Origin of the sequence: Cellulosimicrobium sp. ES-005, assembly GCF_040448685.1 — a bacterium.
GTDB lineage: Bacteria > Actinomycetota > Actinomycetes > Actinomycetales > Cellulomonadaceae > Cellulosimicrobium > Cellulosimicrobium cellulans_G.
The window spans coordinates 398,910-411,774 of the sequence record NZ_CP159290.1; the positions used below are offsets into that span (position 1 = coordinate 398,910).

Genomic DNA, 12,865 nt, shown 5'->3' on the forward strand with positions numbered 1-12,865 from the left:
TGCGTGAGAACTGCGTGGGGCGCTGGGTCGCCCGGGTGGACCGCGGTCCGGCTACTCCTGTTCCGTGGTGCTCTCCTGCACCCGGACCGCGGTGTCCAGGCGGAGGTCGTGGACGGAACGCCCCACCCGGAGCCGGTAGGTCCCGGCCGGGAGGTGCCAGCGTCCGCTGTCGGTGTCCCACACCTCGAGCTGACGGCGGGGGACGGTCACGGTGACGTCGGCGGAGGCCCCCGCGGCGACGTCGACGACGGCGAACCCGCCGAGCCAGCGGACCGGACGGTCGCGCTCGGCGACCGGGGCCGACGCGGGCGCGACCGGGGGTTCGACGTAGACCTGGACGACCTCGCGGCCGTCGCGGTGCCCGGTGTTGGTGACGCGGACCGTGAGGGTCGCGTCGCCGTCGGGAGTGCGGGCGGGGAGATGGTCAGGCTCGCCGGACGCGTCGTACGACCACGTCGTCCAGCCCAGCCCGTGCCCGAAGGGTGCGGCGGGGACGGCGCCCGAGCGCTCCCACGCGCGGTAGCCGACGTGGACGCCGTCGGCGTACTCGACGACCCCCTGGTCGGGGACCGCGTGCGGGACGGGGACGTCGGCCTCGTCGGCCGGGAGCGTCCAGGGGAGGCGGCCCGCCGGCTCGACGACGCCCGCGAGGACGTCCGCGATCGAGTGCCCGGCCTCCTGGCCCGGGAACCACACCCACAGCACGGTGCGCGCGCGGTCGAGCCAGGGGAGGAGCACAGGGGCGCCCGCGTTCACGACGACGACCGCGTCCGGGTCGGCGTCGAGGACCCGCTCGACGAGCTCGTCCTGACGGCCGGGCAGCGCGAGCGACGTGCGGTCCCAGCCCTCGGACTCGACCTCCTCGTTCGTCCCGACGACGACGACGGTCAGGTCGGCCGCGCGGGCCGCCTCGACGGCGTCGGCGATCTCCTGCTCGACGCTCGGCGCCGGGACGCGGTGGCGGAGCTCCGCGCGGACGAGGTTCCCGTACCCCTGGGCGCGCGTGACGAGGAGCGACGCCGTGATCCGCACGCGGCGCGGCGCGTCGACGTGCACGGTCGTGGGGACGCCCGCCGGGTTGTTGATCGAGGAGTCGAGGATGACCTCGACCCCCGAGCGGCGGTCGTCCTCCGCGACGACGACCCCGTCGATCTCGATGGTGTGACCCGGGACCGTGCCGACCTCGAGCACGTGGTCCCCGGGCTCGTCGAGCAGGACGTCGACGTCGAGCACGACGGTGTCGACCTCGGCGGGCAGGTCGCGCAGGAACCCGTCCCAGCGGGGCAGGACGGACTTGCGGAGCGTCGCGCCCTCGGCGTCGAGCCAGGTCATCGCGACGGCGGCGCCGTCGGCGCTGCGGCCCTCCACGTCGAGCCGCGGGGCGAACCGGCGCGCGTCGCCGCCGCGGGCGACGGTGAGCGTGGCGTCGGGCCAGCGCGCGGCCAGTCCCTCGGCGGGCGTGACGACGTGCGCGGGGTTCACGGTCGAGCTGCCGCCGCCGAGCACGTGCGGGCGCACCGCGTTGGGGCCGACGAGCGCGATCGACCGCGGTGCCGGACGGTCCCACACGGGGTTCGCGACGTCCGAGCGCAGGACGACCGTGCCGGCGGCGGCGGTGCGGCGCACGAGCGCGCGCAGGTCGCCGTCGTGCGTGACGGGGCGGGCGGGCTCGTCGAGCGCGCCGACCCGGCGCGCGAGCAGGAGGATGCGCGCGACCTTGTCGTCGATCTCGCTCTCGGGGACGCGGCCCTCCTCGACCGCGCGGACGAGGGCGTCCTCCCACGGGCCGCCCGGGCCGGGCATGACGACGTCGAGGCCGCCGTTCGCGGAGAGCTCGGTCGTGTGCGTCGCCACCCAGTCGGAGACCACGGCGCCGTCGAACCCGAGCTCGTCCTTGAGGACGTCGGTGAGCAGGTGCCGGTGCCCGGTCATGGGACCCGACTCCACGCCGTCGTCCACCTGGTTGTACGCCGCCATGACGGACCACGCGCCCGCCGCGACCGCGTCCTCGAACGGCGCGAGGTAGACCTCGCGCAGGACGCGGGGGTCGACGTGCGACACGTACGACGTGCGCGCGGTCTCGGAGTCGTTGGCGACGTAGTGCTTGACGCACGCGGCGACGCCCTGGTCCTGGAGGCCGCGCACGACGCCGGTGCCGATCTGCGCGGTCAGGTACGGGTCCTCGGAGTAGCACTCGAAGTGCCGGCCGCCGACGGGCGTGCGCTGGATGTTGACCTGGGGCGCGAGGACGACGTCGACGCCGTGCGTGCGTGCCTCACGGGCGAATGCCTGCCCGGTCTCGTGCGCGACCGCCCGGTCCCACGTCGCGCCGATCGCGCTGGGGGACGGGAAGAGGATCGAGGTCTCGCCCTCGACCTCGCTCGTGCCGCGGACCCCGACGGGGCCGTCGGACATGACGACGGGGCGCAGCCCGAGCTCGTCCTGGGCGTGCAGGCGCCACATGGACCGGCCGGTGAGGAGGCGGACCTTCTCGCGGAGGGGCAGCCCTTGCGCACGGGTGCGCAGGGTGACGAGCTCCGCGGGGTCGCGCTCTCCCGCGAGGGACTGCGATGTCACGTACGTGCTCCTCGTCGTCGAGTCGTCTGTCGAGCGGAGAACTTACCGTGCAGTCAGTAAGTTGGCAAGAATCTGCGTTTCCCCAGGTCAGATCGATATCTCACCGTGACCTTTGCCGAGAACGGGGCTCGGAGGCGCTGCCGCGTGCGTAGGATCACCCCGGACGGCGACGGACCGAGGGCGTGCTCGGTGCCGGGGCGCCGACGTCGGCGCCGACCGTGGCGCACCGGGCACCACGACGAGGAAGTGACGAGGCGATGACCACGAGCAGGCGGCGCCCCCGCGTGCGGGAGGAGACCCTCCGGCGCCGCGAGGAGATCCTCAAGGCCGCCATGGCGACCTTCGGGAGCAAGGGCTACCACAACGGCCCCCTGGCGGAGATCGCCGAGCAGGTCGACATGACCCACGCCGGGATCCTCCACCACTTCGGGTCCAAGGACCATCTCCTCCTCGAGGTGCTGCGCTACCGCGACGAGAGCGACGTCGCCGGGCTCGACGGGCAGCACATCCCGGGCGGCATCGACATGTTCCGCCACCTGGTCCGCACGGCGTTCCTCAACGCGCAGCGCGCCGGGATCGTGCAGACGTACGCCGTGCTCTCCGCGGAGTCCGTGACCGACGACCACCCCGCGCGCGCCTTCTTCGAGGGCCGGTACCGCACGCTGCGCAGCGAGGCCGTGGAGGCGTTCGAGGCGCTGTGCGCGGAGCGGGGCGTCGCGGTCCCCGCGAGCGTCCGGCACGCGTCGGCGTCGATCCTCGCCGTCATGGACGGCCTCCAGGTCCAGTGGCTCCTCGACCCCACGCAGGTCGACCTCGGCGAGGCGAGCGAGTTCGCCATCGAGGCGATCGTCTCCGCGGTGCTCGACCCGCGCCCGTCCCCGCTCGGGGCCGTCCCGGTGCCGACGACGGAGAGCGGCGCCGCGGACGCCGTGGACGTCGACCTCCCCGTGGAGGCGGCGACCGCCTGACGGCGGCCGGCGTCGCGCTCCGGGCGGTCCCGCGGCCGCGGTCCTTCGGTCCCGGGGGGTCGCGGACCACAGGCCCTGGTCGGCGCGGCGGGCGACGGCGAGGATCGAGGTCGTGCAGACCCTCGCCCAGGCGTTGACCACCCAGTCGGAGGCGGCCCGGAAGAAGGTCGGCTCGGCGAGACGCCCGGCGCGCTACCTCGTCGCCGCGATGCTCGCGGGCGCGTACATCGGCGTCGGGGTGGTCCTCATGGTCGCGACCGCCGGGCCCTTCCTCGCGGCCGGGTCTCCGGGGGAGCGGCTCGTCGCCGGGGGCGTGTTCGCGGCGGCCCTGACCCTCGTCGTGTTCGCCGGGGCCGAGCTCGCGACCTCAGCGATGATGATCCTCGCCCAGGGCGTCGCGACGCGCGCCGTCCGGGTGCGTGACGCCGTCCTCACGCTCGGGCTGTGCCTCGTCGGCAACCTCGCCGGCTCGATGCTGTTCGCGTTCGCGGTCACGCAGGCCGGGGTGCTGCACTCCAACGCGCCCGCGGGCGAGATGGTCGCGTCGATGCTGCGGGCGAAGGCCCACGAGACCGGCGGCGAGCTCTTCTTCCGCGGCGTCCTGTGCAACCTCCTCGTGTGCGCCGCGATCTGGGCCTGCGGTCGCCTGCGCTCCGAGGCGGGCCAGGCGATCGTCCTGTTCTGGGCGATCCTCGCGTTCATCGCCTCCGGCTTCGAGCACGTGGTCGCCAACATGACGACCTTCTCGCTCGGCCTCCTCGGCGGCCTGGGCCCGACGACGTGGGCCGACTTCGCCCGCAACATCGCCTGGGTCGGTCTCGGCAACCTCGTCGGCGGCGCCCTCGTCGTCGGCCTCGCCTACGTCGTCGTCGCCGGCCCGGCCCGAGAGGCCGGGCGGGGTGCGCCCTCGACGGTCGCGACCTCGGGACCGGTCGTGCTCCCGATGCCGGCGATCCGGCGCGCGACCGCGCCCCTCGACCGGAGCCACCGCGCGGGCTGACGCCGCGCCGCCCGGGCCCGCATGGCGGGACGGGCTTGGCCGGACGGCGGGACGCGTGCGTATCATCGATCGACCCACAAGCACCCGGCGGGCCGTTGAGAGAGACGGAGGCCGGCGACAGATGGAGCAGCACGTGGCACTTGTCGTGCAGAAGTACGGCGGTTCGTCGGTATCCGACGCCGAGAGCATCAAGCGCGTGGCCAAGCGCATCGCGCAGACCAAGAGGGCCGGGCACGACGTCGTCGTCGTGGTCTCGGCGATGGGCGACACGACGGACGAGCTCATCGACCTCGCGCAGCAGGTCACCCCCCTCCCGCCGCAGCGCGAGATGGACATCCTCCTCACCGCGGGCGAGCGCATCTCGATGTCGCTGCTCGCGATGGCGATCAACAGCCTGGGCGTCAAGGCGAAGTCCTTCACGGGACAGCAGGCGGGCGTCATCACCGACGCCGTGCACGGCAAGGCGCGCATCGTCGACGTCGTCCCGCACCGCATCCGCGAGACGATCGAGCGCGGCCAGGTCGCGATCGTCGCGGGCTTCCAGGGCGTCACGCAGTCGACGAACGACGTGACGACGCTCGGCCGCGGCGGGTCGGACACGACCGCCGTCGCGCTCGCCGCCGGCCTCGACGCCGACGTGTGCGAGATCTACACGGACGTGGACGGCATCTTCACGGCCGACCCGCGCATCGTCCCGAGCGCGCGCAAGATCGACCGCATCACGTACGAGGAGATGCTCGAGATGGCGGCGAGCGGGGCCAAGGTCCTCGCGCTGCGCTGCGTCGAGTACGGCCGCCGGTACGGCGTGCCCATCCACGTGCGCTCGTCGTTCAGCGGCAAGGACGGCACGTTCGTCAGCGCGGACGCCTACTCCGCGCCGCAGCCCGCCGTCGGTGCCGCCCCCAGCTCTGCAGACCTTCCCGAGGAGACCGTCATGGAAGACCCGATCATCTCCGGCGTCGCGCACGACCGCAGCGAGGCCAAGATCACCGTCGTCGGGGTGCCCGACGTCCCCGGGACGGCCGCGCGCATCTTCGAGGTCGTCGCCGGCTCGGGCGTGAACATCGACATGATCGTGCAGAACGTGTCGGCCGCCCGCACGGGCCTGACCGACATCTCGTTCTCGCTGCCGGAGGGCGACGGGCCGGCCGCGATGTCGGCGCTGTCCGCGCTGCAGGGCGAGATCGGGTTCGACTCGCTGCAGTTCGACGACCAGATCGGCAAGCTCTCGCTCGTCGGTGCGGGCATGAAGTCGCACCCGGGCGTCTCCGCGAAGCTCTTCGGGGCGCTGCGCGACGCGGGCATCAACATCGAGATGATCTCGACCTCGGAGATCCGCATCTCGGTCGTCACCCGCGAGGACTCGCTCGACGACGCGGTGCGCGCCGTGCACACCGCGTTCGAGCTCGACGCCGCCGACGGCGAGGCCGTCGTCTACGCCGGCACCGGCCGCTGAGAGGACGAGGAACCATGAGCACCGAGAACCGTCAGGGCCTGCACGTCGCCGTCGTCGGCGCGACCGGCCAGGTGGGCGCCGTCATGCGCCGCCTCCTCGACGAGCGCGACCTGCCCGTCGCGAGCATCCGCTACTTCGCGTCGGCACGCTCCGCCGGGTCGACGCTCCCGTGGCGCGGGACCGACGTCGTCGTGGAGGACGTCGCCGCGACGTCGACCGACGACCTGCGCGGGATCGACGTCGCCCTGTTCTCCGCGGGCGGCGCGACCTCGAAGGCGCAGGCCGAGCGCTTCGCCGAGGCGGGCGCCGTCGTGATCGACAACTCGTCCGCGTGGCGCATGGACCCGGACGTCCCGCTCGTCGTGTCCGAGGTGAACCCGGGCGCGCTGCGCGAGGCGCGCAAGGGGATCATCGCCAACCCGAACTGCACGACCATGGCCGCGATGCCGGTGCTCAAGCCGCTCGCGGACGAGGCCGGGCTGGAGCGCCTGATCGTCGCGACGTACCAGGCCGTGTCCGGCGCCGGTCTCGCCGGTGCGGAGGAGCTGCGCGCGCAGGCGGTCGCGGGCGCCGCGGCGGAGGGCACGGGCGCGGGCCTGGTCGGGCTCGTGCACGACGGCGGCGCGGTCGCCTTCCCGGAGCCCGCGGTCTTCCCGCGCAACGTCGCGTTCAACGTCGTCCCGATCGCCGGGTCGATCGTCGACGACGGGCAGGAGGAGACGGACGAGGAGAAGAAGCTCCGCAACGAGTCGCGCAAGATCCTCGGCCTGCCGGGGCTCGCCGTCGCGGGCACGTGCGTGCGCGTCCCGGTGTTCACCGGCCACTCGCTCGCGATCCACGCGGAGTTCGGGAACGCGATCACGCCCGACCGGGCGCGCGAGATCCTCGCCGCCGCGCCGGGCGTCGTGCTCGCCGACGTCCCGAACCCGCTCGCGGCGGCCGGGAAGGACCCGTCGTTCGTCGGCCGCATCCGCACCGACCAGTCCGTCCCCGACGGCCGCGGCCTCGTGCTCTTCGTGTCGAACGACAACCTCCGCAAGGGCGCCGCGCTCAACGCGGTGCAGCTCGCGGAACTCGTCGCCCAGGACCTCGACGCCGTCCGCGCGGCGTTCACCCCCGCCCTCGCGAAGTAGAGCCCCGGTACCGCGAGGTAGAGCCCCGGTACCGCGAGGTAGAGCCCTGGTCATCGACCAGGGCTCTACGTCGTGGTGGGAGGTCCAGGGCCTCAGCCCCCGACCAGGCGTGCCATGTTCTCGCCGTCGGCGAGGCCGACGATGTTGCCGGCCGGGTCGGTGAACCAGGCCCCGTCGCCGCCCTCCATGAAGCCGCGCACGATGCCCTTGTCGTCCTGGTCGAACCCTTCGTAGCGCTCGAACGTCACGCCCTTCGCGGTGAGCTCGTCGACGACCTGGTCCACGTCGTCGACGGTGAGGTGCATGACCGTGAAGGCGGCCGGCCGATGGTCCTCCTTCGGGTACACGAACACGTCCGAACCGCCGCCGAGGTGCAGCACCAGACCACCCCCGTCGTCGAGTGCCGTGACGGGGAGCCCGAGGGTTCCTCCGTAGAAATCGCGCGCCGCGTCGAGGTCGTCCGCCGAGAAGCTGGAGAACCCGCGCCGAATGGTGACCATCGTCGTCTCACTCCTTCGTGACCGCCGGCGGCCGGAGGGCGTGACCCGCCGCGGACGCCGGATCCTCCCAGGGTCCCACCGCCGGGCCGCCGTGGGTACCGCCCGGAGCGGGTGATCGTCGCGCTCAGGGCGTGCGGCGGGTGCCCAGCGTCGGCGCGAGCACCCAGAGGGCAGCCGCGGCGAGCACGTGCCAGGCGGCGTGACCCTGGAGCGTGACGCCGAGGGGTCCGCTCGCGTCGCACAGCGGCCACCCGGGGCGAGTGAGCGTCCCGACCCCGCCGCCCACGGCGAGCAGCACGAGCGCGGTGACGGTGCGGCGTCGGACGGCGGGGCGACGCCACGCCCGCAGGACGCTCGCGCCCACGGCGACGCCGGCCGCGACCACCTGGGCCGTGGTCGACCACGGGGGCGCCACGGCGGCGAGCACCACCCCGAGCAGCGTCGGGGCGACCCACCACCAGGTCCGCAGCCGGCGGCCCGCGAGGTCCGCGACGGCGTCGGCCGCGACGAGCGCGAGCGCGCCGAGCAGGGGCGGGTCGTGCGCGACGGGGTCCCACGCGGGCGACGGCCCGTGCTGGACCACGGACCCCGCCCCGATGAGAGCGACCAGGATCCCGAAGGCGACGCGCGGGCGCGTGGTCGCGGCGGCGTCTGGCCGAGGCGTGCCCGACGACGGACCCGGGCGGGGGCGCAGCGCCGCCACCACGACGGCCGCGCCCGCGACGACGAACGCGAGGCTCGTCCACGTGCTCAGCGGCTCGGCCCAGGGCGTCCCGCCCGCGAGCTCGCACGCTGCGTCCACACCGCCTCCCGCGAGGTAGAGCCGTCGTCACTCCCAGGGTGCCGCCTCGCACGACCAGCCCTCTACCTCGCGAGACCAGGCCTCTACCTCGCGGGACCAGGGCTCTATCTCGCGGGACCAGGTCTCTACCTGGGCGTACCAGGGCTCTACCTCGCGCAAACGGGGTTGCGGGACCGTCGACATCTGTGGTTCATTAGTTGAGTAATGAACCGCAGAAGGCGCGAGGCGGGAGAGGATGGGGCCCATGTTCGACGGACCGGAACCCATCTACCTCCAGATCGCGCAGATGATCCGGGCGCAGGTGCTCGCGGGCGAGCTCGCGGAGGAGGAGCAGGTCATGTCGACCACGCAGTTCGCGACGACGTTCCGCATCAACCCGGCGACGGCCGCGAAGGCGTTCGCCGGGCTCGTCGACGAGGGCGTCCTGTACAAGCGGCGCGGTCTCGGCATGTTCGTCGCCCCCGGGGCGCGGGAGCGGCTGCTCGCCGACCACCGCGCCCGGTTCTTCGACGAGGTCCTCGCGCCGGCGCTCGCCCAGGCCGACCTCCTCGACGTCCCGACGGCCGAGATCGTGGACTACGTCCTCGGCCGGCCGCGCCCCGCCGGACCCGGCACCGGCGGCGCCCCCAGCACCGGCCCGACCACCGACCCCGCCCCGAGGTGAGACCCGTGACCGCCCGGCCCACCAGCCGCCCCACCGACCAGGACCCGACCGCCGGGACCACGACCTCGGCCCCGGCGCCGTTCGCGGCCGAGGTGCGCGACGTCGTCGTGCGCTACCCGCGCAGCGACGGCGTCCCCGCGCTGGACCGCGCGACGCTCACGGTCCGCCCGGGCGTCATCACGGGCCTGCTCGGCCGCAACGGCGCGGGCAAGACGACGCTCGCGGCCCTGCTGGCAGCCTTCCGCCGGCCCACGGCCGGGACCGTGCGGGTCGGGCCGGCGGGCGACCTCGAGGACCCGTTCGAGAACGTGTGGGCGACCGTGCACACCCAGCTCGTCCGGGAGAGCGGCGACGTGTGGGAGACCGACAAGGCCCGCGACACGCTCGAGTACTACGCGGACCTGCGCCCGCACTGGGACGCCGACCTCGCCGCGCGCCTGCTCGACGAGCTCGAGGTGGACGTCCGCAAGAAGCCGAGCGAGATGTCGCGCGGCAAGCGCTCGGCGCTCGGCGCCGTCATCGGCCTCGCGGCGCGCGCGCCGCTCACGATCTTCGACGAGGTCTATCTCGGCATGGACGCCCCGAGCCGGTACGCGTTCTACGACGCGCTCGTCGCGGACTACGCCGAGCACCCGCGCACGATCCTGCTGTCGAGCCACCTCATCTCCGAGGTGGAGCGGCTCTTCGAGGACGTCGTCATCATCGACCGCGGGCGTGTCCTGCTCGCCGAGAACGCCGACGACGTCCGGGCCCGGGGCGTGAGCCTCACCGGCCCCGCGGAGGTGGTCGAGCGGCACGCCGCGGGCCGCGAGGTGCTCGCGCGCCAGCGGCTCGGCGGCACGGCCCAGGTGACGCTCTTCGGCACGTTCGCCGACGACGAGCGGGCGGCCGCCGCGGAGGCCGGGCTGGAGGTCGGCGCGGTCCCGGTCCAGGACCTGTTCGTCCACCTCACCCGTGCCGGGCGCGACGAGGTGGGGGCGCGGCCCGACACGACGGAGGAGGCACGATGACCGCCACGACCCACCGCAGCGCCGAGCGCCGGGCCGTCGAGTCCGCCGCCCACCGGCGCGGCGTCAAGGCGGTCGCCCGGTACTTCATCGGCGGCACCTGGTACGTCGGGGTCTGGTTCTGGGCGATCGCGCTCGCGGTCGGGGCGCTCATCCTCTGGATCATGCACCGCAACGACGACGTCAGCATCGAGGCGGTCGGGGGAGTCGCCGGCTCGGCGAAGTTCTTCCTCTTCGTGATGGGCATCATCCTGCCCCTCATGACGATCGCCGTGCACGTCGCGTCGGGCGGCACGCGCCGCTCGTACACGCACGGGCTGTGGATCGGCGCCGTCGTGTCGGGCCTGACGTTCGGCGTCGCGAGCGCGCTCGTGAAGTGGGGGGCGTGGTCGCTGTTCCGGGACGCGGGGTGGGCGACCGAGCCCGAGCTCGGGCAGCTCTACGGCGACGGCTCCCAGGTGGGCCTCGTGATCCTCGTCGAGGGCATCTTCTGCGTCGTGTACTACCTGGCCGGGATGGTCGTCGCGGCCGGCTTCTACGGGTTCGGGTTCCTGCGCGGGGTGCTCCTCGTCCTGGCGTCGCTCGTCCCCGTGGTGGTCGCCGAGGTCTTCCTCCGCTCCGGCTTCTTCGGTGACGCGCTCGCGCGCGTCGTCGGTCTCGACGGCACCCCCGTCGGGCTCGCCGTCCTCGGCGGGGCCGTCGGAGTGGCGCTCGCCGCACTGCTCCTGCGCGTCGTCCTGCGGGGCGTCGCGATCCGACCGGTCGAGTTCGCCGCGAGCGCGAGCGGCTGACCGGACGCACCGCACCCACCGCACCCACCGTTCCCCGAGAGCCCACCGAGCGGCCCTGCGCCGCGCGTGGGTCTCGCACACCCTCGTGGAGGTCAGCATGAGCCCCGCACCACCGCCCGCCGACGGCGCGACCGTCGCGTCGCCCGCCCCGACCCCTGCACCGTCGGCGGGCGCGTCGCCCGTCGTCGAGGTCCGCAACCTGCGCAAGACCTACCCCGGGCCGGGGGGTCGCGGGGACGCAGCCGCCCGCACGGTCGCCGTCGAGGACGTGAGCCTCACCGTCCGGGCGGGCGAGATCTTCGGCATCCTCGGCCCCAACGGCGCCGGGAAGACGACGACCGTCGAGTGCCTCGCCGGTCTGCGCGAGGCCGACGGCGGGACGGTCCGCGTGCTCGGCGTCGACCCGCAGACGGACCCGGCCGCCGTGCGCGACGCGGTCGGGGTCCAGCTCCAGGAGGCGGCGCTCCACGAGAAGATCACGGTCGAGGAGGCGATGCGCCTCTTCGCGTCCTTCTACGCGTCGCCGTCGGACGTGGAGGAGCTGCTCGACCTCCTCGACCTCGCCGCGCACCGGCGCGTCGCGTTCGGCAAGCTCTCGGGCGGGCAGAAGCAGCGTCTCTCGATCGCGCTCGCGCTCGTCGGCAACCCGCGCGTCGCGATCCTCGACGAGCTGACCACGGGCCTCGACCCGGCCGCGCGCCGCGCCACGTGGGAGCTCGTGAAACGCGTGCGGGACCGGGGCGTGACGATCCTGCTCGTCACGCACTTCATGGAGGAGGCGGAGCGCCTGTGCGACCGGCTCGTCATCATCGACGGCGGTCGCGTGGTCGCGCAGGGCACGCCCGCGGAGCTCGTCGACTCCGTCGACACGTCGCGCACGGTCCGGCTGCGCGTACCGCCTGCCGACCACGACCTGGCGCTCCACACGCTCGCCGGCCTCGCCGACGTCGAGCGCGTCGAGGTCGACGCGCGCGAGATCGTGGTGACCGGGTCGCGCCGCGTGCTGCTCGCCGTCGTGCTCGCGCTCGCCGAGCAGGAGGTCGTGCCCGACGACGTCCGGACCGTCTCCCGGACGATCGAGGACGTCTTCGTCGCCGTGACCGGCCGGACCTACGACCACGCCGCGGACACCGCGGCCCTGCACGAGGGAGCCGCACGATGACCGCCGCGACGACGACCCTGCCCCACGCCCCCGCCGCCCGCTCGGGCTGGCGAGGGTTCAGGACGCTCCTGCTGACCGAGGCCCGACTGTTCCTGCGCGACGGCGCGGCCGTGTTCTTCGCGCTCGCGTTCCCCACGGTCCTGCTCGTCGGCGTCGGGTTCGCCATCCCGGGCATGCGGGAGCCGATCACGGGGGCGGGCGCGCCCTGGGACGGACTGACGGCGATCGCGACCTACCTGCCGGTCGTCCTCGCCGCCGCGGTGGCGACGCCCGCGCTGACGACGATGCCCGTGACCTTCGCGACCGCCCGCGAGAAGGGGCTGCTCCGCCGGCTGTCGACGACCCCCATGCGCCCGCAGGGCGTGGTCGTCGCCCACCTCGTCATCAACCTCGGCGCGATCGCCGTGTCGTCCGCGCTCGCGCTCGTCGTCGGCCAGGTCGTGTTCGGCCTCGCCGCGCCCGTCAGCCCGCTCACGGTCGTGCTGGCCTTCGTGCTCACCGTCCTGTCCATGCTCTCGCTCGGCATGGTCGTCGCGGCGGTCGCCGCCAAGGGGAGCACCGCGTCGGCGATCGGGAACCTCGTCTACTTCCCGATGCTCTTCCTGTCGGGCATGTGGACGCCGGGGCCGATCATGCCCGAGGTCGTGCGGGACATCGGGCAGTTCTCCCCGCTCGGGGCCGCCGCCCAGGCCATGTCGGCGGGATGGTTCGAGACGGAGGTCCCCACGCTCCAGCTCGTCGTGATGGTCGCGTGGACCGCCGTGCTCCTCCCGCTCGCGGTGAAGCTCTTCCGCTGGAGCTGAGC

The 12,865-nt window shown here is 74.0% G+C and carries 12 protein-coding genes; 9 read left to right on the plus strand and 3 right to left on the minus strand.

Annotation, left to right across the window (positions count from 1 at the left end; genetic code table 11):
- Positions 1-51: 51 nt before the first annotated feature.
- Positions 52-2,577 carry a glycoside hydrolase family 3 N-terminal domain-containing protein gene (locus ABRQ22_RS01750; RefSeq protein WP_353708361.1) on the minus strand — a complete coding sequence of 842 codons (2,526 nt, stop codon included), beginning with the start codon at positions 2,575-2,577 and terminating at the stop codon, positions 52-54.
- A gap of 257 nt (positions 2,578-2,834) precedes the next feature.
- On the opposite strand from ABRQ22_RS01750, the gene ABRQ22_RS01755 reads away from it, so the two are divergent.
- The 4 genes from ABRQ22_RS01755 (at position 2,835) to ABRQ22_RS01770 (ending at position 7,134) form a co-directional block, all read left to right on the plus strand.
- Positions 2,835-3,545: a TetR/AcrR family transcriptional regulator gene (locus ABRQ22_RS01755; RefSeq protein ID WP_353708362.1), complete on the plus strand. Its 711-nt coding sequence runs from the start codon at positions 2,835-2,837 to the stop codon at positions 3,543-3,545.
- Between the two features lie 112 nt (positions 3,546-3,657).
- Positions 3,658-4,545 carry a formate/nitrite transporter family protein gene (locus tag ABRQ22_RS01760; protein ID WP_353708363.1) on the plus strand — a complete coding sequence of 296 codons (888 nt, stop codon included), beginning with the start codon at positions 3,658-3,660 and terminating at the stop codon, positions 4,543-4,545.
- Between the two features lie 133 nt (positions 4,546-4,678).
- Complete coding sequence (locus tag ABRQ22_RS01765; protein WP_253053958.1) at positions 4,679-6,001, plus strand: aspartate kinase; 1,323 nt, start codon at positions 4,679-4,681, stop codon at positions 5,999-6,001.
- A 14-nt stretch (positions 6,002-6,015) separates the two neighbouring features.
- A complete protein-coding gene (locus ABRQ22_RS01770) occupies positions 6,016-7,134 on the plus strand; it encodes an aspartate-semialdehyde dehydrogenase (protein ID WP_353708364.1) in 1,119 nt (372 codons plus the stop codon).
- A gap of 92 nt (positions 7,135-7,226) precedes the next feature.
- On the opposite strand, the gene ABRQ22_RS01775 is transcribed toward ABRQ22_RS01770, so the two are convergent.
- Positions 7,227-7,634: a VOC family protein gene (locus tag ABRQ22_RS01775; RefSeq protein WP_253053954.1), complete on the minus strand. Its 408-nt coding sequence runs from the start codon at positions 7,632-7,634 to the stop codon at positions 7,227-7,229.
- Between the two features lie 124 nt (positions 7,635-7,758).
- On the minus strand, positions 7,759-8,436 hold the full coding sequence (locus ABRQ22_RS01780) for a hypothetical protein (protein WP_353708365.1): 678 nt from the start codon (positions 8,434-8,436) through the stop codon (positions 7,759-7,761).
- A gap of 244 nt (positions 8,437-8,680) precedes the next feature.
- Between ABRQ22_RS01780 and ABRQ22_RS01785 the strand changes: the two genes are divergently transcribed.
- The 5 genes from ABRQ22_RS01785 (at position 8,681) to ABRQ22_RS01805 (ending at position 12,863) form a co-directional block, all read left to right on the plus strand.
- Positions 8,681-9,100, plus strand: coding sequence for a GntR family transcriptional regulator (locus tag ABRQ22_RS01785; RefSeq protein WP_253053950.1), 420 nt, complete (start codon positions 8,681-8,683; stop codon positions 9,098-9,100).
- Positions 9,101-9,105: 5 nt separating this feature from the next.
- Positions 9,106-10,110, plus strand: coding sequence for an ABC transporter ATP-binding protein (locus tag ABRQ22_RS01790; RefSeq protein WP_353708366.1), 1,005 nt, complete (start codon positions 9,106-9,108; stop codon positions 10,108-10,110).
- Positions 10,107-10,898: a hypothetical protein gene (locus ABRQ22_RS01795; RefSeq protein ID WP_353708367.1), complete on the plus strand. Its 792-nt coding sequence runs from the start codon at positions 10,107-10,109 to the stop codon at positions 10,896-10,898. Before ABRQ22_RS01790 ends, ABRQ22_RS01795 begins: the two co-directional genes overlap by 4 nt.
- 97 nt (positions 10,899-10,995) lie before the next feature.
- Positions 10,996-12,060: an ABC transporter ATP-binding protein gene (locus ABRQ22_RS01800; RefSeq protein WP_353708368.1), complete on the plus strand. Its 1,065-nt coding sequence runs from the start codon at positions 10,996-10,998 to the stop codon at positions 12,058-12,060.
- On the plus strand, positions 12,057-12,863 hold the full coding sequence (locus ABRQ22_RS01805) for an ABC transporter permease (protein WP_353708369.1): 807 nt from the start codon (positions 12,057-12,059) through the stop codon (positions 12,861-12,863). Before ABRQ22_RS01800 ends, ABRQ22_RS01805 begins: the two co-directional genes overlap by 4 nt.
- Positions 12,864-12,865: the final 2 nt, after the last annotated feature.

Excerpts from the sequence above, each read along its gene's own strand:
- ABRQ22_RS01755 (WP_353708362.1), top strand. The coding sequence starts at position 2,835 with ATGACCACGAGCAGGCGGCGCCCCCGCGTGCGGGAGGAGACCCTCCGG.
- ABRQ22_RS01770 (WP_353708364.1), top strand. The coding sequence starts at position 6,016 with ATGAGCACCGAGAACCGTCAGGGCCTGCACGTCGCCGTCGTCGGCGCG.
- ABRQ22_RS01775 (WP_253053954.1), bottom strand. The coding sequence starts at position 7,634 with ATGGTCACCATTCGGCGCGGGTTCTCCAGCTTCTCGGCGGACGACCTC.
- ABRQ22_RS01785 (WP_253053950.1), top strand. The coding sequence starts at position 8,681 with ATGTTCGACGGACCGGAACCCATCTACCTCCAGATCGCGCAGATGATC.
- ABRQ22_RS01795 (WP_353708367.1), top strand. The coding sequence starts at position 10,107 with ATGACCGCCACGACCCACCGCAGCGCCGAGCGCCGGGCCGTCGAGTCC.
- ABRQ22_RS01800 (WP_353708368.1), top strand. The coding sequence starts at position 10,996 with ATGAGCCCCGCACCACCGCCCGCCGACGGCGCGACCGTCGCGTCGCCC.
- ABRQ22_RS01805 (WP_353708369.1), top strand. The coding sequence starts at position 12,057 with ATGACCGCCGCGACGACGACCCTGCCCCACGCCCCCGCCGCCCGCTCG.